16 protein-coding genes are annotated in these 19,259 nt (G+C 39.4%); 10 read left to right on the top strand and 6 right to left on the bottom strand.

Going from position 1 to position 19,259, the window contains the following annotated elements; translation table 11 throughout:
- The first annotated feature begins 1,029 nt into the window (after window positions 1-1,029).
- Complete coding sequence (locus tag VP97_RS07145) at window positions 1,030-3,264, top strand: RNA degradosome polyphosphate kinase (protein WP_050181054.1); 2,235 nt, start codon at window positions 1,030-1,032, stop codon at window positions 3,262-3,264.
- Window positions 3,265-3,437: 173 nt separating this feature from the next.
- On the opposite strand, the gene VP97_RS24205 is transcribed toward VP97_RS07145, so the two are convergent.
- Window positions 3,438-3,584, bottom strand: a complete 147-nt coding sequence (locus VP97_RS24205; RefSeq protein ID WP_172656743.1) for a hypothetical protein — start codon at window positions 3,582-3,584, stop codon at window positions 3,438-3,440.
- Between the two features lie 1,258 nt (window positions 3,585-4,842).
- Window positions 4,843-6,189, bottom strand: a complete 1,347-nt coding sequence (locus tag VP97_RS07135) for an MFS transporter (RefSeq protein ID WP_082220278.1) — start codon at window positions 6,187-6,189, stop codon at window positions 4,843-4,845.
- Between the two features lie 511 nt (window positions 6,190-6,700).
- Between VP97_RS07135 and VP97_RS07130 the strand changes: the two genes are divergently transcribed.
- The gene (locus VP97_RS07130) at window positions 6,701-7,966 is read left to right on the top strand and encodes a glycoside hydrolase family 18 protein (RefSeq protein ID WP_050181052.1); all 1,266 of its coding nucleotides are present in this window, start codon (window positions 6,701-6,703) and stop codon (window positions 7,964-7,966) included.
- Window positions 7,967-8,136: 170 nt separating this feature from the next.
- Here VP97_RS07130 and VP97_RS07125 read toward each other — a convergent pair whose 3' ends face one another.
- The 4 genes from VP97_RS07125 to VP97_RS23225 form a co-directional block, all read right to left on the bottom strand.
- Window positions 8,137-8,565, bottom strand: coding sequence for a spore coat protein (locus VP97_RS07125; protein WP_050181051.1), 429 nt, complete (start codon window positions 8,563-8,565; stop codon window positions 8,137-8,139).
- Between the two features lie 32 nt (window positions 8,566-8,597).
- Window positions 8,598-9,074, bottom strand: coding sequence for a spore coat protein (locus VP97_RS07120; RefSeq protein ID WP_082220277.1), 477 nt, complete (start codon window positions 9,072-9,074; stop codon window positions 8,598-8,600).
- Between the two features lie 121 nt (window positions 9,075-9,195).
- Window positions 9,196-9,414, bottom strand: a complete 219-nt coding sequence (locus tag VP97_RS07115) for a hypothetical protein (RefSeq protein WP_050181050.1) — start codon at window positions 9,412-9,414, stop codon at window positions 9,196-9,198.
- A gap of 295 nt (window positions 9,415-9,709) precedes the next feature.
- Window positions 9,710-9,877, bottom strand: coding sequence for an aspartyl-phosphate phosphatase Spo0E family protein (locus tag VP97_RS23225; RefSeq protein WP_082220276.1), 168 nt, complete (start codon window positions 9,875-9,877; stop codon window positions 9,710-9,712).
- A 964-nt stretch (window positions 9,878-10,841) separates the two neighbouring features.
- On the opposite strand from VP97_RS23225, the gene VP97_RS07105 reads away from it, so the two are divergent.
- From VP97_RS07105 to VP97_RS07070, 8 genes are all read left to right on the top strand, one after another.
- Window positions 10,842-11,969, top strand: coding sequence for a sensor domain-containing diguanylate cyclase (locus VP97_RS07105; protein ID WP_156153437.1), 1,128 nt, complete (start codon window positions 10,842-10,844; stop codon window positions 11,967-11,969).
- A 35-nt stretch (window positions 11,970-12,004) separates the two neighbouring features.
- On the top strand, window positions 12,005-12,466 hold the full coding sequence (locus VP97_RS07100) for a hypothetical protein (RefSeq protein WP_050181047.1): 462 nt from the start codon (window positions 12,005-12,007) through the stop codon (window positions 12,464-12,466).
- Window positions 12,467-12,643: 177 nt separating this feature from the next.
- Window positions 12,644-14,725: a metallophosphoesterase family protein gene (locus VP97_RS07095; protein WP_050181046.1), complete on the top strand. Its 2,082-nt coding sequence runs from the start codon at window positions 12,644-12,646 to the stop codon at window positions 14,723-14,725.
- 62 nt (window positions 14,726-14,787) lie between these two features.
- Window positions 14,788-15,102 carry a DUF3892 domain-containing protein gene (locus VP97_RS07090; protein WP_050181045.1) on the top strand — a complete coding sequence of 105 codons (315 nt, stop codon included), beginning with the start codon at window positions 14,788-14,790 and terminating at the stop codon, window positions 15,100-15,102.
- Window positions 15,103-15,727: 625 nt separating this feature from the next.
- A complete protein-coding gene (locus VP97_RS07085; RefSeq protein ID WP_050181044.1) occupies window positions 15,728-16,744 on the top strand; it encodes an HD domain-containing protein in 1,017 nt (338 codons plus the stop codon).
- A 78-nt stretch (window positions 16,745-16,822) separates the two neighbouring features.
- The gene (locus VP97_RS07080) at window positions 16,823-17,473 is read left to right on the top strand and encodes a hypothetical protein (protein WP_050181043.1); all 651 of its coding nucleotides are present in this window, start codon (window positions 16,823-16,825) and stop codon (window positions 17,471-17,473) included.
- A 41-nt stretch (window positions 17,474-17,514) separates the two neighbouring features.
- Window positions 17,515-17,889, top strand: a complete 375-nt coding sequence (locus tag VP97_RS07075) for a helix-turn-helix domain-containing protein (protein ID WP_050181042.1) — start codon at window positions 17,515-17,517, stop codon at window positions 17,887-17,889.
- Window positions 17,890-17,970: 81 nt separating this feature from the next.
- Window positions 17,971-19,059 carry a 5-methyltetrahydropteroyltriglutamate--homocysteine S-methyltransferase gene (locus tag VP97_RS07070; protein WP_050181041.1) on the top strand — a complete coding sequence of 363 codons (1,089 nt, stop codon included), beginning with the start codon at window positions 17,971-17,973 and terminating at the stop codon, window positions 19,057-19,059.
- Window positions 19,060-19,259 lie beyond the last annotated feature (200 nt).

The raw sequence follows: 19,259 nt of genomic DNA, 5'->3' as shown, positions 1-19,259 counted from the left end.
GCAGGACGCCGCCAGGCAAAAGCATAAAGAAAGAACAGCGGAAGCTGTTCTTTTTTTTATGAACGGATTACGGTAATTACGGTAACAAGCAAATGGAAAGCGCTACTCCCTTTTTTAATAAAGAGAGTAGCGTTTTTTATTTTGTCTACAAGCTGTACTTTTCTTTGTTAAGGACTCTATTAGTGATGAATGTTGATAATTGCATTGTTTAAAAAGTTAAATAAATAAGCCGTCGCTAATTAGATAACAGGCTGTTACTAAAGAAATTTTAATTTAAGTAGCTTATAATTTCAATTCTGAAAAAGTCGTGTTAAAACACTTGGCTACTTTTACAAGCTGCTGAAGTTCCTTTAAAGAAGGTGGTTTTACTTCAGGAAGAGGTACATCTTTTAAAACAGAAGCTCCAAGTTGTTTTACAAATTGGTTAAACCCTGCTGGCAACACAATAATAATAAAGTCTGATTGCTCTGAATCCGAAAGGAGTCAATAAGGAATGCTATGAGGTACAAAACATAATCTCCTGGTTTTTTCTCAATAATATTAATCACCAACAAAGAAGGCGAACTGATCCTTTAAGGTATAGAAAGTTTCTCTTCATTTTCATGATGTGAAGTGGTATGGAGGTTGAATAATTTGTGCTACAGCACCATCATCTTCGTTCCTGTTCTCTCCTGTTACTAAGATCGTTACTTTTTCAGCTTTTTACATCTAACCACATGAAAATCTTTATAATAAAATTGAAAATTTTATACCTAATCGATTTTTACTCCCTATTTTTCGGAGGGAGTTCGATTTAATTCCTTGTCTTATTATTAACAGTAGCTTTAACAGAAGTTATTAAATAAAAAAAGGTTTTTAGGAGACTTATTTTTACAAATCAAAAAATCGTAGCAGTTTTTTAAAAATTAAACAAATAACATCAAATATTTACATTAAATTTACAAATAATTTACTAATCATTTACAAAATAGTGTTATTTTAAAGATACTTACATAATTGGAATTTCAACCACAGGGAGATGAAGGGATCATGCAAACAGTATCTACAGCCATCAAAGAAAAAAACTTGGACAGTCCATCTTTTTACAACAATCGGGAATTAAGCTGGCTTGGCTTTAATGAACGAGTGCTGCAAGAAGCGAGTGACGAACAAAATGCGCTGCTGGAACGCTTCAAATTTTTAGCGATTTTCAGCTCGAATCTTGATGAGTTTTTTATGGTGCGCGTAGCGGGCTTGCTTGATCAAGTGAAAGCCGGATTTAACCGCCCAGAAAACAAAGCCGGATTAACACCGAAAGAACAGCTTTGTTTGATTTCCGAGATTACGCATCACCTTGTGGGCAAGCAGGATGACGTATACTTGAATGAACTCACTCCTTTACTGGCAAAAGAAAACGTGACGGTTGCCTCTATGACAGAAATAAGCCCATCGGCCTTTACCTATTTAGAAACGATTTTTGACGAGCAAATCTTCCCCGTTTTAACCCCAATGGCTATCGACGCATATCGCCCTTTCCCGATGCTATTGAATAAATCATTAAACTTAGCGGTGATGCTGAAAGAAAACGAAAAAGGAAAAGCAGCACCAGGTTCTTTAGCGGGAAAATTGACGATTGTACAGGTGCCTGCTGTTATAAACCGTTTGATTGAGCTTCCCGTAGAAAAAAAGGAAGCAAGGGTATTTGTTTTACTGGAACAAGTGATTTCTGTCTTTATGTCTAAATTGTTTAAAGGATATGAAGTAAAATCTGTAACGCCTTTTCGCATTACACGCAATGCCGATCTGACCATTCACGAAGACGAAGCGGAAGATTTGCTGCAGGAAATTGAAGAAGAACTGAAAAAACGAAAATGGGGGGCCGCTGTTCGGCTCGAAGTGCAGCAGGACTGTTATGACGAGCAAGTGGTTGATTATTTAAAAGAAGAGCTGGAAATTCACAGTAAAGATGTATATGCCATTCAAGCTCCATTGGATTTAACTTTTTTATTTTCTTTTTCAAAAAGCCTTCAAGCAACTCACGAACATTTGGCTGCCCCGTCTTTTATTCCACAGCCGCCGCAGGATTTAGAAGGAGGAGAAGACATTTTCAGCCAGGTTCTTAAGGAGGATGTGCTGTTTCATCATCCGTACGAGTCATTTGAGCCAGTTGTTGATTTTATTTCACAGGCTGCTGATGATCCGGACGTATTGGCGATTAAACAAACGCTATACCGGGTAAGCGGCGATTCTCCGATTATTAAAAGCCTGGAGCGCGCTGCTGACAACGGCAAACAGGTAACCGTTCTTGTAGAGCTGAAGGCCAGATTTGACGAGGAAAATAACGTTCAATGGGCGAAGGAGCTGGAAAAGTCAGGGTGTCATGTGATTTACGGAATGACTCATTTGAAGACGCATAGTAAAATCACACTCGTTGTGCGCCGGCGTAAAAGAAAAATTGAACGGTTTGTTCATCTCGGCACAGGCAACTATAATGACGCTACCGCACGGATTTACACGGATATGGGGCTTCTAACTGCTAATGAACAAATTGGTATTGATGCCACCCATTTTTTCAATTCACTGAGCGGACATATGGAAAAACCGGACTACCATCACTTATCTGTTTCGCCTTTTGGCATACGAGATACATTTCTGCAATTAATTGATGAAGAAATTGCCGCTCACGAGCTGTTTGGCAACGGACGCATTATTGCAAAAATGAATTCGTTAACAGATAAAAAAATTATGGTGAAGCTGTATGAAGCGTCTCGGGCTGGAGTGGAAATCGACTTAATCGTGAGAGGCGTGTGCTGCCTGCGGCCGGGGATTGAAGGGCTCAGTGAAAACATCCGGGTCCGGAGTATTGTCGGTGCATTCCTTGAACACACAAGAATTTATTATTTTCACCATAATGGGGAAAACAAAGTCTTTTTATCATCGGCTGACTTGATGACCCGAAACATGGAAAACCGTGTGGAAATCATGTTTCCCATTTTAAAGCCGCATTTGAAAGAACGTATTTATGACAGTCTAACGCTTATGCTGCAAGACAATCGCAAAGCACGGGAGCAGAACAGCAACGGTCAGTATGATTACGTCAAAAGAGCGGATGGAGAAAAAGAAATCAACAGCCAGCTGATCTTGTGTGAACTGGCACAGCAAACAAAACTGCTTCATGATATTCCTGACGCCTCCACTTTTGAATTCAAACAAAAGCTTGCGAAAATCGGCAGTTCCTCTGTGGCCAAACTGCGGAAAGTGTACGGGCTGATTCAGTTGCACTAACAAGCCGGCATTTCCAAATGAATAGACCCGTTATTTTCTGTAAAGAATCAGCGTGTTAAAAATGAAAAGACAGTTTACATTTTAAGCCAGCTCATTTTAATAGAGCCTACTGTTTTGTTTCATTCTTAGCAAAAAAACAGAAGGCTCTCAATCATTTTCCACAAGTATACGCGCTATTTTTTCTTTTTTTCTCCGTCATTTCCTTTATCCAAGCCGGTCGCTTGATTGACCGTTTGAACGAGCAGATTTAATCCCTGATCCATGGCGTTCATTTTATCGCTTTTTTGGCCGGCATTTTTGGATTTATTTTGTTTTTCCATGTTTATCACCTCATGCTGTTAGCATGTGAAAAGAAAGAAGGATTATACAGAACTGCCAGACTTCGGACGATTCAGTCTGTAGACAAAGTGTTTCTCAAATCTTCAGTTTGGGATCGTTTTGTCTTTTTTGTGCTTTTGAACAAGTCCATTCAAGCCGGAGACAGTGGTTTTCACAATCAGCTGGCCGGCTTTTGGAGGTTTACGGCAGCGATTGGCAAAAGTCACCCGCCTGACTAATCTTCCCTAGTCCCCTGAGGGTGATCCATCGCATGTCACGCTTTTCCCTAGCATTCGCAAAAACACGCTTAATCATTTCTTTACGTTAGGCATGAATAGATTTCCTTCGAACTATATGGCACAGATGATGAATTTGCATCCACTTTTGCTTCTTCAAAAATTTGAATAGTGTTTTCTTTAATAAACTCGTACGTACCAGGCTGCGTATTTAGCTCACTTGAACATAAGCAACGGTTTTATGAAAAAGTTGTCTGATTTATTGTGGACAACTCAAAAGCTTGTTTCAGTATGTAAATGTAACTATTTTTATCAATAAATGTTTACTATGTGATGATCTGGAAATAATAAAAAAGCAGAAAATAATTGCCCTTTAAAGTGAAAATTAGAATTTTAAGTGAATTGTTTTGGGCTATAAAAGATTCGAAGTATATCAAGTGAAACGAAAAAAAGGCTGCATCACTATCATAAAAAGGAGGAGAAACAATGAAGCTGCTTATCTGCACACCTTGCAACGGAAACGGATGTCATTATTGTAACGGAACTGGACAATATAAAAGTGATAGAAAATAATTGTAAAAGAGAAGAAGCTTTGGTTTGCTCCAGAGCTTTTTTAATTGATTATTGTAACGGACACGATCTTAGCCGTGCTTTCGTGCCAGCAGCCAAACCACTTTTTCTTTGTCTGAATTTAAAGGTGGTTTTATTTGTTCACCCTATGGGCTTAGCTTTAATAAAATTCGGGCGTTGTTTCATTTTTTATAGGTATTTGCTTCTGATTCATCTATGTCAGTATATAAGCAAATAAAAATCGCCATTTCCTGTTATCAAAGAATGACGACTTTTGTTTAGCTGTTAATTTACCTATTGTTATTGGCAATAACTTATATTGAAGTGGACCAACTATTTCTTACTTAAGTTCCTCTAATGTCTATACTTTTCTTCTATAAAATAGAGTCCTTCCTCTATAAGTGTTATTGTTTTTTTTTAATAAGAAAAGTACGTCACTGCCATCATACTTTTTTCATCCTACTTTTTGATCTTCAAGCATGTCTAATTGGTCGAATCTTCCATATTTTTCTCGAACTAAAACAAAAGCAATGGCTCCTAAAAGGCTTGGAACAGCGAACGCTATAAAAGCTCCCTGTGGCGCAAGGCTGGTGGTCAAAAGAAAACCTATGACCATCGGTGCGGCAATGGCACCGATCCGTCCAATTCCAACGGTAAAACCAACTCCGGTAGCCCGGACTTCTTTTGGATAAAACTCATAAATATAGGGATTTGATAAATTTTGCGTTCCGACGGTGCAGGCACCGCCTATTGCAATTAACACATATAAAAGCAGTAAATTTGACGTGAAACTCAGCGCGATAAAACAACAAGCGCTAAGTACATACATAGAAACGAGGACTTTTCGATGTCCAATTCGATCGACAAAATAGCCACCCAGCAGAGAACCGCCAATTTGGCCTACACCAAGTACTAAGCTAAAGGAAAGGCTCGATGATAAGGCATAGCCGGACTCCTGCATAATTTTGGGCAGCCATGTATTCAAGCCGTAAATCATAATCAAGCAGCTAAATACAGCAAGACAAAAAGCAAAGGTGCTCAGCGCACGATGATCAACAAATAGTTTTTTGACGGGGAACCCCTTTGCATTTTCTTTTGCGATGGCAAATTCATAATCATCGTTTTCCTTATAATTTCCATCTGGATCAATACGGTTTAAAATGTCGGCAAGTTTATCACCCCGCCCGCGCAACATGTAATAAGAAAGAGATTCGGGGAACTTTTTCAAGAAAAAGGGCAGGGTAAACAGTGGAATAATCCCAATCCAGTAAAGTACCCGCCAGCCAAAATCCTGCATAATAGACATGCCGATCAGCGCTGCCAAAATGCCTCCAACAGAATAGCCGCAATACATAGTTGCAACAATAAGTGCACGGTTTTTCTTCGGTGAATACTCACTCATTAACGCGATTACCGTAGGCATCAAACCACCCATCCCGATACCGGCCATGACACGCATGATCGTGAACACTGCAGCATTCGGGGCAAGACCAGAAAGAAACGTGAAAACACTAAACAAAAACATACAAATAGCCAGCACTTTTTTACGACCGATTGTATCTGCCAGCGGACCGCATATGAAGGCACCAGCCATCATACCGACTAATACGTAGCTGCCAATACTGCCGGCTTCAACGGATGTCAGTCCAAAATCAGTCATCATTACAGGAAGACCAACCCCATACATCGCAATATCAAACCCATCAAACGCAATAGCGTATACACACCATAAAAAAACAGCTAAATGAAATTTATTGAAACGACTTGCTGCTACGACTTCAGACGCATTTACTTTACGCATTTTTTCCTCTCCTTTTCGAAACATCTGATTCTTTTTTGATTGTGCTCGTATCATACCACGTGCCTGCACTTATAGAGTAACGCTTATTTGTAATAGGCACCTATAGCCAAAAGCTATAAGAAACAGAAAAACCATCAAGACAATGCTTGCTAAAAAAGCGATGTCTTAATGGTTTGGAAAATGTAAAAACAGGAGATTTTTTCATCTATATGTGATACAAGTGAAAGTATAGCTGAAGTTTATTCAGCAGTTGGTTGCGTGGTAGCTATTTTTAATGTATAGCGGCATCGACGCCACTTTAACGTCGTTCGGAAAATAAACCTGACTGGGGCATGCAGGGCATTTCCTTCTTTATACAAAATTTGAGAGGGTTAAATCGTTTTTGAACAAATGTAAGAAAAATAAAAAAACATGGGATAGCTCTCTTTAAAGTGGCTTCCTGAAATGCGAATAAACAGTAATGTTTTATCATACCGATAAAAAGGCCGAAAAGGGTGAAGGGAGGACGAATATGTTTATTCACGAGGTTCAAGCAGGGGAGTCATTGTTCAGAATCAGCAGCAGGTACGGGACGTCAGTGGATCAATTACGGATGGTCAATGGTCTAAGCGAAACCAATGTGGTCCCTGGGCAGGCGCTGCTCGTTCCTTTATACACATATATTATTGTCCAGCCAGGCGATACTTTTGATACTATTGCGAAAAAATCCTACGTAACCGTCCAACAGCTGCGCACTGCCAATCCTTCTGTGAATCCAGCTTCTCTGCAAGCTGGCACACGCATACAAATTCCTAACACCTCCAATTATCTGGCCAGCACGCTAAGTTTTTACGTGGTTCGAAGCCCCGCATTGGACCGCACGCTTATTACAGATTTTGCACCGTACGCTTCCATTATTTCTCTTTTTGAGTACCATATTGCTGCTAATGGTGATATCGCTAATGATTTGAACGATATAACGGCCATTCAAACCACCTGGCAAAACCGGGTGATCCCAATTGTAACCATCACTAATCTAACAGCTCAAGGCTTTAGTCCAGACCTTACACATCAAGTATTGAACAATCCGACAGCAAGAACAAATCTTGTTAATAATATTTTTACTTTAATTTCTCAGAAAGGGTATGGCGGTGTAAATATTGATTTTGAACAGATGCCGGCAGCAGACCGGGATCTTTTTACAGGATTTCTTCGCCAGCTGTCAGAACGTCTGAAACCAGCGGGCTTTGTCGTTACAGTGGCGGTTCCAGCTAAAACAAGCGAGGGTATTCCATGGTTAAGAGGATATGATTATGGCGGAATTGGCGCTGTAGTAGACTATATGTTTATAATGGCTTATGACTGGCATCATGCCGGCAGTGAACCCGGTCCCAGTGCTCCTATTACGGAAGTAAGAAGAACAGTGGAGTTTGCTGCCAGCCGGCTTCCGCGAAGCAAAATCATTTTAGGCATGCCGTTATACGGATACGACTGGGTCGTTCCGTACACTCCTGGCACGGCGGCACGGGCCATTTCTAATCAAGATGCGATCACCACTGCTATGAGATATCAATCGCCTATTCAATATTCAAGAGAGAATGAATCGCCATTTTTTCGATATAGGGATGAACAGGGCGCCGACCATGAAGTCTGGTTTGAAGACACAAGAAGCATCAGTGCAAAAATGATTTCTGTGCGTCAAAGCGGTCTTCTGGGATTGGGCGCATGGCAGCTGACCCTTGGATTTCCGCAGGGACCATGGCTTTTAAGAAAGTTTTTCAGAGTTCGAAAAAGGTAAGCTTCAGGCACAATCAACCGCTATTTAATGGAAAGCTGTACTTCTTTTTCAAAGAAAAAAAGGTGCAAAAAATTGCGCCTTTTTTAAATAGAACTCTTCTAAGTATATGGGAATAAGAGAATACTGGACATTTCCTGCCGTGTGCTTTCTCTTTTTTAGGAATGTAACGATTACAAAACATCTAATTTGACGACGATAGCTAGAAGAATTTGAAGAAGAGCCTGGATGTTTACGGCCAAATCTGTATCTGTTGTTGTAACCTTAATATGTTTGGAGCCCTCGATGACTGTTTTCTGTGTATTCTTTTGTTTTGTTTTAAGGAATTGCTTCAAGTCCTGTATGACAGATTTTGTTTGGTCGGAATTACCAACTGTAATGCTGAGAACGACTGCGATGGCCACTTGGATACCCAGCTGCAGGGAAACTGCGACCTGCGTATCTGTTGTGTGGATTTCAACATCTTCTGAATCCTTTACAATAATCCATTCGAAAGACTCCTGGTCACTGGAAACGACTTGATCTCCTTTCTGCAGAACGTCCTCATCGTTTTGATTGTTATCATCGCAATGATCCAAAGCTCTCCACTTTTTCTCACTCATATTATTCACCTCTTTCATTTTAATGAGTTTTCTTACAACACATCTAATTTAACGACTAAAGCAACGAGCACTTGTAAAAGAGCCTGGATGTTAACAGAGAGGTCAGTGTCAGTTGTTGTGATCGTAACATCTTTGGAGTTTTCAACAAAAATTTTCTGTTTGTTTGTTTGCTCCGTATCAAACTGCTGGAAAAGCTCCTGTGCTACAGACTGTCCTTCATCTGAATCTCCAATTGTAATGCTGACAACCAATGCAATAGCCAGCTGCAAGCCTACTTGAAGAGATACAGCAGCCTGTGTGTCAGTTGACTGCACCTCAACGTTACATGAATCTTTAATCCACACTAATTCATCTGATTCCTGGTCGATGAATGATTTTTGAACACCGTCTTGTACTACGTCCGCATCATCATGCTCTTCTTCACGATCACGCTTTCTACGAGGTCTTTCTTCCTCGTCGTTCCTCCGTCTTCTTCTTTTGTACTCAGAGTCGTCATAGCATTTTGACATAGTTCTAACCCTCCTTTTTGTGTTATAACATACCGTATGAAGTTATCAGTCTTTCGGGAAGGGCGTCTGTAACTGTTTTAGAAAATAAAAAAATGCCCCTTAAAAGGAGCAGCGTGAAAAATTATTTTGATTCTTTTTTATTGACTGGCGGCTTTTTTACAAAGGCGTCTACTTGCTTGCTTAAATCCTCCACTAATTCTTTAAACATTTTTTTCTGTTCATCAGACAGCTGCTTTTTCGCTTTGTCTATATTTACGCCGTTTTTTTGAAGGGTCGTACTCACCAATAAGTCAATAACCTTGTCGGACAAGATTTTTGGATTTTTAGACGAATCGCTCATCAATACCGCTCCTTTATAAATCATCATTTCTTATCAGCATATGCGCCTATTCTTCAGAAGGAAACCGTACACTGATTTTAACCAGTGTACCGAGCAGGTAAGAATAAGGTTATTTCCAGTTGGAAAACAAAAGGGATGGACAAACAGCACTAATTTACGCAAAAAAGTCTATCAAAGGAGACCCGTCTATAGACAGGGGATTTAGGTGTTGGAAACATATAGTTTGAAGTAAATAATGGAAGAAGAAGTATGCAAACCAATAAAAAAAGCCGAAGAGGCCTTCGGCTGAAATTCGTCATTTATTATAGAGTTGAAATTGAATAATTAATTTGTCTAACTCCTGGCTATAGTGTAATGTCTCAAAACTTGTAAAGCCATAGACGTTGGCAGCCAGGATCATCAACCTGCGGAGTTTCTTAATCTGAAAAGATAAATCATCAAGGATTTGTTGGTTTGTATCCATATAAATCCTCCTAAATAAGGAATAGAAACTAGTTAAATTATAGATCATTTTAATCGAAAATGAAACAGTTGTTTGGGAGGAAATTTAACAAACAAGCTGAAAAACCCAAAAAGGAATCAATAAAAAAAGAGAGATAGGCAAGAAGGATCTTTCAAGTTTATAAAACTATGAAAAGCCGTAAAATAGAAAGGAGTAAAGAGCGAAGGAGTTAGGTGACAAGAAGAAAAAGAAAATTTATACTTATATAAGTTGCATCAATGGTTTTAGAAGCTACTTTTCAGCAAAAATGTATGAGAAAACAGTGCTTAGCCCAGATAATGGAATAGCGACAGGTGTCAAACAGGATTGTTTTTCTTCTCTAATCAAAAGGAATCGAGAATCAGTATCCATTTCTTTATGGTCGCTTTTTCTTCCTGAAAAGCAACGGGCGGAGTCTCCCGCAGGACAAGCGGTGGCTGGCTCAGCGTTCGTCCTTGCTGTTAGCGCAGCCGCCAGCCAGCCCATTATGCTGCTTTTTTTGAAAGCATTCTCTTCTCATACTAAACAATGCAAAACGCTTAATTCAACTTATATAGATAAGTAGAGTATCTTTAATGGATTTTGTAGGAGCTTGTAAAACCAGTACTATTTCTTAGTAAGACATCATTTATTTTTTCAGCTATCTGAAGGACACTGAACAGTCACAAAAGGTATAAGCTGTTTAGGTCTTTTTTTATTTTGTCAAAAAAGTTTTTTTATTGGACAGAAACCTGTTGTATCTATTAGTCTGCTAGATACAAACATTTATACAGCAATTCAATAAAGAAATCCTGGCAGACTAATTGAAAAATAAGGAAGATCCATTTATGAAAATGTTTTCTATGTATAAATGTGGTAAAATATATAAGATATAAGCTTAAATCACAAGCTGACTACACTTTTCTAAAACGTAAAAAGAACATCAGCCATATGGAGGATACAAAAATTGGGGCCAAAATGGACAATAATGAAAAACTATAAAGGGCGCTTGTTCATCTTTTTCTTTTTAATTGGAAATTTATGGTTATGGAAAGCTCATCACCAGCTTTTTTCGGAAAAAGGAATGAACATATTTGAGTTTTTACTTCTGGTTACGTATATACTAATTAGCTGGAGAGCAGGCGTTTTATACGATCGGCATTGGAATCAAAAGGAAATACTTAAAAATAACCATGACAGGTTCCGGCTGATCTTTGAAAAGTCTGGCGTTGGTATTGCATTGATGGATCCTGGAGGAAAAATTGTCTTTGTAAATCCGAAAATGATAGATATGTTCGGATATAAAAAAGAAGAGTTCTTAAACATGACTTTTCGTGACTTTAGCTACCCTGGTGACGTTCTTCCAAATGACCGGCTGCTTGACCAGCTGTTGAACGGTGAAATTGCTTATTATCAGCTTGAAAAAAGGTATATCTGTCAAGATGGCCGTACTATTTGGGGGAAGGTAACGTCTTCTTTGATGGTTGATGAAGAGGAGCATCAAACGCTGATCATCGGTGTTGTAGTGGACATTACAGAACGCAAAGCAATAGAAAAAAAGCTTAAAGAAGCCAACCAGTCATTAAAGGACATGTCGAATACAGACAGCTTAACAGGTCTTCTTAACCGAAGAGGCATTGAAAAATATGTAGAAGCGGAATGGGAGAAGGCAAGGGAGGCTGGACATTTTATTTCATTTATAATAGTCGATATTGATTATTTTAAAAATTACAATGATCATTACGGGCACCTTGAAGGAGACAACTGTCTTGTTAAGGTAGGCGGGATAATTAAAAAAACATTGGGAGAAAGCGGTGCCTGTATTAGTCGATATGGAGGAGAAGAATTTCTTATTGTCCTTCCTGAATGCGACCCGGAACAAGCACTTTTATGGGCGAAAGCCTTATGTGAAAGTATAGAGATAGAAAAAATTGAGCACCAGTATTCACTTGTTGCGCCTTACATTACAATTAGTACAGGGGTAGCAGGGTTTATTCCAAATGCTGACGAGTCATTTACTCCTTTGTTTAAGCAGGCTGATCAAGCTTTATATAGGGCAAAACAGATGGGGCGAAACAGGGCATACATGCAATAAAGAAAAGAAGAAACACGGGTGAAGGAGAAAGGTAGATGGATAATTTTAAGTTACATGCCGGTAAACCCTTTCTTTTTAAAGAAAAGCTGGCTCAACAGCTTTCTTTATCCCAATCGCTACATCAGTCATTCGTGGAGAAACGATTTTGGTTTTGCAGCATGGATATAGGTGAATGGGAAGAGGTTGAAATCTTTATTGAAGGAGACGGGGAGGGGCCAGGTGAGTCGTTTATAAAAATAGCTGAGCAAATAAGCGTTCAATGGCCGGGGCATGTTGATACAGCGCTAGGTTATTTACAGACCTTTATGCCGGCACAGCATTTGGACGGCTATCACTTGTCTTCTATTTTAATTGGAACGATTTCAACAATAAACGAAGTGGCAGTTTGTGGATTTTCCTTATCTTTTGTGTATGGTGACTACCCGGATGCTTTTCAATTCAAGGTGAAATATAAAAAAGATGGCTGGCCGATCGGTTTTGAAGGAGGACCTCTTTAAAAAATTGAAGCCCACGATATAAGCTTATGAAGAAATGTAAACAAACTCTGCCGCTGCGGAGTTTTTTTTGTGGGAATGATCGGATCAATAAGAGACAGTACTTCATTGTTCGGCTCACATTTTATTCCATTTTTGAATATTCTATAAGGTAGTCTGAAAGGAAAGGAGTGGAGGCTGGTGAATCTTCCTGTTATTTTGTCGGGACCCATTTTACGAAGAGTAGATCAAAGTAGTGTCTTTGTTTGGATTGCCACGAGCAAACCGTTTCAGATCAGCGCAAAGCTATACCAAATCCATCAGTCGGATAAAGATGGTTATCATTTGATCAGTGACCAGAGTGAGATGGAGTGTATTCGTTTTGGGAAGCGTTTATTCATTTATATGATTAAAATAGTAGCGGATAAAGGAATCTTTCCGCTTGAAACGCTTCTCGGCTACAATCTTTTTTTTACAAGTGATTCGACTACCGTTGATTTGAGTGATTTTGGTCTGCTTGAGCCAGGCAGCAACTCGCTTGTATATGGAAACCTTCCCTATCCCTCTTTTTTTATTTCAGAAGGGAAACATACAAATATTTTATACGGTTCATGCCGGAAATTACATGGAAAAGGCGAAGATGCTATGGTTGCAGGTGATCGACATGTGGAAGAAACCTGTCGATCACTTGAGAAACGGCCACAAGCGCTTTTTTTACTGGGAGATCAAATTTATGCGGATAATGTGGCAGATCCGCTGTTTCCTATTCTTACCTCGCTTGGCCGGCAGTTGATCGGTAAGGAAGAACCTCTTTACAAAGTAGATAAACGCCTCGAACAATATCCATCTCTTTACAAAATCCATGGAAGAAAATTTATTATGGATCATTTATGCCGGTTTACATCGAATCAATCTCACAATCACGCTATTCAATTTTCTGAATACGCGGCACTATACGTATTATCATGGGGTCCTCAGGTATGGGAATGTATACAAGAAAATGGGGGACTGTCTGTATTTGAAGAAGAGTTGACAAACGATCGCATTCATTTCGCTTTTTCTAGAGAATCTGCTGTTCATAAAGTATACGAATGGGAACTCCGTCAGCATAAACAGCGTTTTTCAGAACAAGCAGAAGAACTGAGAGAGTCAATCGCTTCATTACATCACATCAGGCGTCTGCTGGCAAACGTGCCGACTTATATGATCTTTGATGACCATGATGTAACAGATGATTGGAACATTACGCAGGAGTGGAAAGAAAATGTACAGGGGACCTCTCTGGGACGTCATGTTGTCGCCAATGGAGTTGGTGCATATTGGGCTTTTCAAGGCTGGGGTAATGATCCAGATTCGTTTGGGCAGACTTTTTTGAAAGTGATGAAACGATATGCCGGGCGCTTTGACGTGGAATCTGAGGGCTATAAGGACTGGCTTTACCACTTATTGAACTATTCATCGTGGCATTTTACCGCTCCGACTGAGCCGAAAACCGTTTTTTTAGATACAAGGACCAAAAGAGGATATGAGTATTCGTCTGTCCCGGAGAAAATTGGCCGGATCATACAAGAGACTTTGCAAAGTCCAGAGCTGATCCGCCAAAGTGCCTGGCCGGCGATTGCCACATCACTTAAAGAAAGCGGCTGGAAAAGAGGGGAGATGTTAATCGTAGCATCGCCTACTCCGCTATACGGATTGGGCTTGATTGAATCCACTTTGCACAGGTACACCAATCCTCTTCGCCTCGCTGGTATCCCAGTGCATGAGCTTTTTGATTTTGAAGCATGGAAATACAATGGAAAAGGATTTACAACGTTTTTGCGGCAAATCTTGAATTGGGCTCCACGCCAATGCTTCATTGTTTCAGGAGATGTTCATTATGCATCTTCAGTTCATACAACAGTTCAATCAAATGATGAACGTAAAGCCCATATTATTCAATGCACAAGCAGCCCTCTAAATAACGCCAGTTTTTCAGGCATCTGGGGCCGGCTGGTACAGACTGTCACCTGGGTCAATGCGTGGAAACGAAAAAAGAAGCGAATCGTTCGATACTGTGATGAGCAGGATCGAATGATTCATCAAGAACCTGGCATTCATGTGCCAGAAAACTGCCAGTGGAAAGAAACAATCCAATATATACCGACGGATCGTGAAACGATCATGGAAACCACCAATAATATCGGTCTGCTCAGCTTTACAGAGACTTTTGCACAAAATGAGTTATTCATGAGCGAAGCCCAGGAGAAAAAGAGAGTCCGTTTTAAAAGGATCGATTTTTAATAAGCGTTATGATGAGTAAAAAGAGCTGATCCTGCCATACTAGCCAAAAAGGAGGGTATGGTATGCCACAGGACAGATTTGAACAGGCATATGATCAGTATAAACAGCAAAGCCAGGAAGGTACTTTTCGGGAAAATAGAAACTCTCAGCCGGACGGCCAGGAACGCATTATCGCAGTCCGGAAAAACGAGGACGGGGACATCATTGCTTTTAAAACAGCCAGCGGCCGGGAGCTTGATTACCTTGAAGCGCTGCAGGAAGCAAAAGCAGGAAAACTCGCTCATGTTGATGTGTTTGAGCGGTACGGGCGGGAAATCATTCGCAGTGAACCTGATGGTACAAAAGAGAATAATTTGGATAATCTCGATGCTTTTTAAGCGGAATCGTAGCCGTGTTTCTTACACTAATTGTAACCTGAAGACAAAGCCTCTTACCTCGGATAAGGCTTTGTCTTCGGTTTTTTTTGGATGTCTTCTTCCTCCTTTATAGCACCTGCTATCCGAAATATGTAGTCTGTCATTTACCATGATTTTATTTAATAAAGTGCCCTTCCAGCGATAATTTTGTCAGGTACCTCGAAAACAAAAAGATACTTTCATTTTTACTTTCTTGCGTTCTTTTAAAAGGTGAATTGGAACTTTCTGTTTAATATTAACTCACCAGGATATATAATAATAAAAAGTTCTCGTTTCGAGAACTTTTTAGGAGAAAGGCATAAAAAAGAATCATATTGCCTGGCAAAAGACCCTTTTGGATATTATATATATGGAGAAACGGATGATGTATTGATTTTTTTAAGGCCTATTTGAGATATAAAATGGGAGCTATACTTTTACTGGGAAAAACAAGACTTATTGCAGAATGTAACAAGAAATAATAAAACATAGTCAATTATTATGATTGATGTGTCATAAACCACCCATGCTAAAACAAAAAGCTGTGAAAGAAAATTTTTGAGTGCTTAAAAGTGGTAATGATAAATGACTTAAAGGAGCTAAAGTGATGGAAAAGATAGTATCCGAAGGGAGATTTCTAGAGTATATTTTAAATTCAATGGATGAATCCCTAATTTTAATTGATCAGAACCTGAAGATCCAGTATGTTAATCCTTCTGGAGAGCGGTTATTTGGGCTTGAAGGGCTTCCATATCAGGGTAAGCATATTTATAATGAGTCAAAATTTGTACAGCTGCCCTTCAATTATGATAAGAAAGTATTGGATGAAGTGCTGCAAACGGGCAAAGCACGAAAAGACGTTTTAAGAAAAACTTTTACTGGAAGAACGCTGTCAATGAATGCCATTCCGTTAGTGGAAGAAGGCGTGAAAAAGGGCGTTTTGGTTACGGGGAAAGATGTAACCGATATTGTCGATATGCAAAATGAAATTGATATGGCTTTTGCTTTGACACTCCCAAACAGTAAGGTAGAATATAAGCTCAAGAACACAGTGGAATATAATGATATTTATGATCCTCAAACAAAAATGATTACCATCACAGGTATCATATCCGACGGAGGCTATCGCCACGTAGTCAACTGTTTGAAACTCCTCTCCCATTTGTATCAAAAAGGGATTGCCAAAGTAATTGGCATTGATAAAGATCAATTGGTACAGGCTTTTATTTTCCATGATTTAGGCAAAACACAGCCGGTTCTGTCTATCGGGGATATCGTTGATCCTAAAAAAGCTTTTGAAGATGGAAAGCTTCATGCCTATCGAGGAGCTGAGATTGCCAAACAATTTTACTCGGTACATGAGGACATTGTAGAAATTATTCGTTACCATCATCATGGAGAGCATGAACTCCCTGGTACTTTCCCATGGCGCTTACGTCCTATGTACCGATTATTTCAGGTTGTGGATGGCTTGTCGGCTTCTATTACACGAGGTGGGGGAAAGGTGGAGTTCAGTGTGCAGGATTGTACCCTGACCATAACGGAAATCAATCATCGGCCTCAATACAATGGAACCTGGCAAGTTGATTTGTTTACAGGAACAAAACGCAGGCTGGAGTCATAAGTATTTTATGTTTTGATCCCATATTCAAGCTCACTACATCTCTAGAGGTACTATAAAACAGTAAAAGGTATGAGGTTTATGGACGACTATCTTATTCAATCACTAGAAAAATTTGTTTATACGAAAGAAATAAGAAAGATACTTGCGAGCATTGAACCTGGATTAAAAAATAACAAGGATCTATCAGCCGTTTTTTTTCATCTTTATCAAAAGGATTTAATTGGTGAGTATGAACTGGTAGCTTTCCAAACAAAGTATATGTTAAGTCAGTTCACTTCCTTGATGGAACGTAATTTTCAGAATTTAGATTGCGGTATATATATCCATGATGAAAATGAACTGAAGTTATGGAATGGATCAACGGCTAGCGTTTCAGCAGGCTATAATGAATACTCCAGTGGTTTATCAACTGAAAATGATATTTTAGATGGGGATAAAGTGCCTGTTTATATGAAAGAAATTGTGTCAATTTCAGATGTGGAAAGAGGAGAAGATATTACGTCTTTGAATCACAAAAAGGATCTTTTGAAAAATGGATATCGTTCAGTATGCTGTTCTCCTCTTACCTATAAACAACATACAATTGGCCATTCTGTTATGTTTTCTACAACGAAAAGGATTTTTACCGCAAATGAAATAAAAATGTTCAGTATGTACAACACACTCATTGAAGAAAAACTAGCGGAAATTAAAAACCATTTAATTCCCTTTATTAAAAGTGCCAAATAAAAAATGCTTATCCATAAAAGTAATTGAAAGAGGTGGTTAACATGATTGGATATGGAGAAAAATTAAAAGAGCTTCGTCTGGAAAACAACCTTACAATGGGTGATGCGGCCAGAATTGTAAGTATCGCAAAATCGACTTATGCAGGATATGAATCTGAATTCCGGCAGCCTTCTTTAGAAAAAATCACCCTGTTTGCTCACTATTACAATGTTTCAGTAGATTATATATTATGTTTAACCGACCAAAGAGAAAGAAAAGATCTAAATGAGGGCTTTAATGCGAAGAATCTACTCTCAGAAGAGCTTCATTGGGATGGTATCCCGTTAAATGAAGAAGAATTAAAGCATATGAATGAATTTTTAAAAACAATAGAAGAGAGAAATAAAAAAAGTAAAACAAGCAAAAAATTCGGGTAGGTGGAAAAGAAATACTGCCCAACAGATGTTTCCTTTTTTTGCTTGAAATGATACCCTAGTAAAGAAAGGAGTTTGATAGGAATGACAGCACCATTTTACGCCGATCATGTCGGCAGTTTCCTTCGCCCCGAGCGTATAAAGGAAGCACGTTTACAAAAAGAAAGCGGAGACATCACGGCGGAACAGCTTCGCTCGATTGAGGACGAAGAAATTATTCGTCTTGTTGAGAAGCAAACAGAAGCAGGCCTCCAGGCCGTAACAGATGGAGAAATGCGCCGTGCATGGTGGCATTTTGATTTTTTAGCAGGTCTTGATGGCGTGGAATTGTATGAAACAGAAGCCGGTATTCAGTTTGCCGGCGTGCAGACGAGAGCACACGGCATTAAAGTAACGAGCAAGGTTGATTTCACTAATCATCCAATGATTGAGGATTATAAATTCTTACATAGCATTAAAGGTGATCGTGTCGCAAAATTTACGATCCCAAGCCCGAATATGCTTTTTTTCCGCGGTACAATCGATAAAGCAGTGTATCCGGATCAGGAAACACTTCTGCTAGACCTGGTTGCTGCTTATCAAAAAGCGATTCAAGCGTTTTATGATGCAGGATGCCGTTATTTGCAGCTTGACGATACAGCGTGGGCGGTCTTTTTCTCTGAAAAAGGCAAAGAGCAGATTGCAGCACGCGGTCAAAATCCAGAAGAGCTTTTGCGTACGTTCCAGCGTGCAATCAATGAATCCATCGCGAAAAAACCAGAAGATATGGTGATCACCATGCACATTTGCCGGGGTAATTTCCGGTCAACCTATACAGCAACCGGTGGTTATGACGCAGCAGCAGAAGTTATTTTCGGCGGCCTGAATGTAGATGGCTTATTCCTTGAATTTGACGATGAGCGTTCAGGTGGATTTGAACCACTAAAATATGTGAACCGTTCAAACTTAAAAATTGTACTTGGCTTAATCACATCTAAATACGGGGATCTTGAAGATCCAGAAGCGATTAAAGCACGTATTCAAGAAGCGGCCAAGTGGGTTCCGCTTGAGCAGTTGTGCTTAAGTCCACAATGCGGATTTGCTTCAACGGAGGAAGGTAATTTGCTGACGGAAGAAGCGCAATGGGAAAAGGTACGCCATGTTGTAACTATTGCAAAAGATGTTTGGCAATAAAAAAGGAGCTGTCCCAAAAATCGATGAAAGTCGATTTTTGGGGCAGCTCTATTTTTGTGTGCAAATTAACCGATTGAAGTAAAAACATTCATTAGACATGCACATTAGCAGCTTTCGAAAATTTTTTTTCATAGAGAGGTAATTTACAAGAATAATTACTAGTATTGTGTAATAACCTATATTATTCTCTTATTTTTTAA

The organism is Domibacillus robiginosus (assembly GCF_000966195.1).
In the GTDB taxonomy this organism is placed as follows: Bacteria; Bacillota; Bacilli; order Bacillales; family Domibacillaceae; genus Domibacillus; species Domibacillus robiginosus.
Note: the sequence above shows the minus strand (reverse complement) of the source record. Positions and strands in the feature narration are given on the sequence as shown.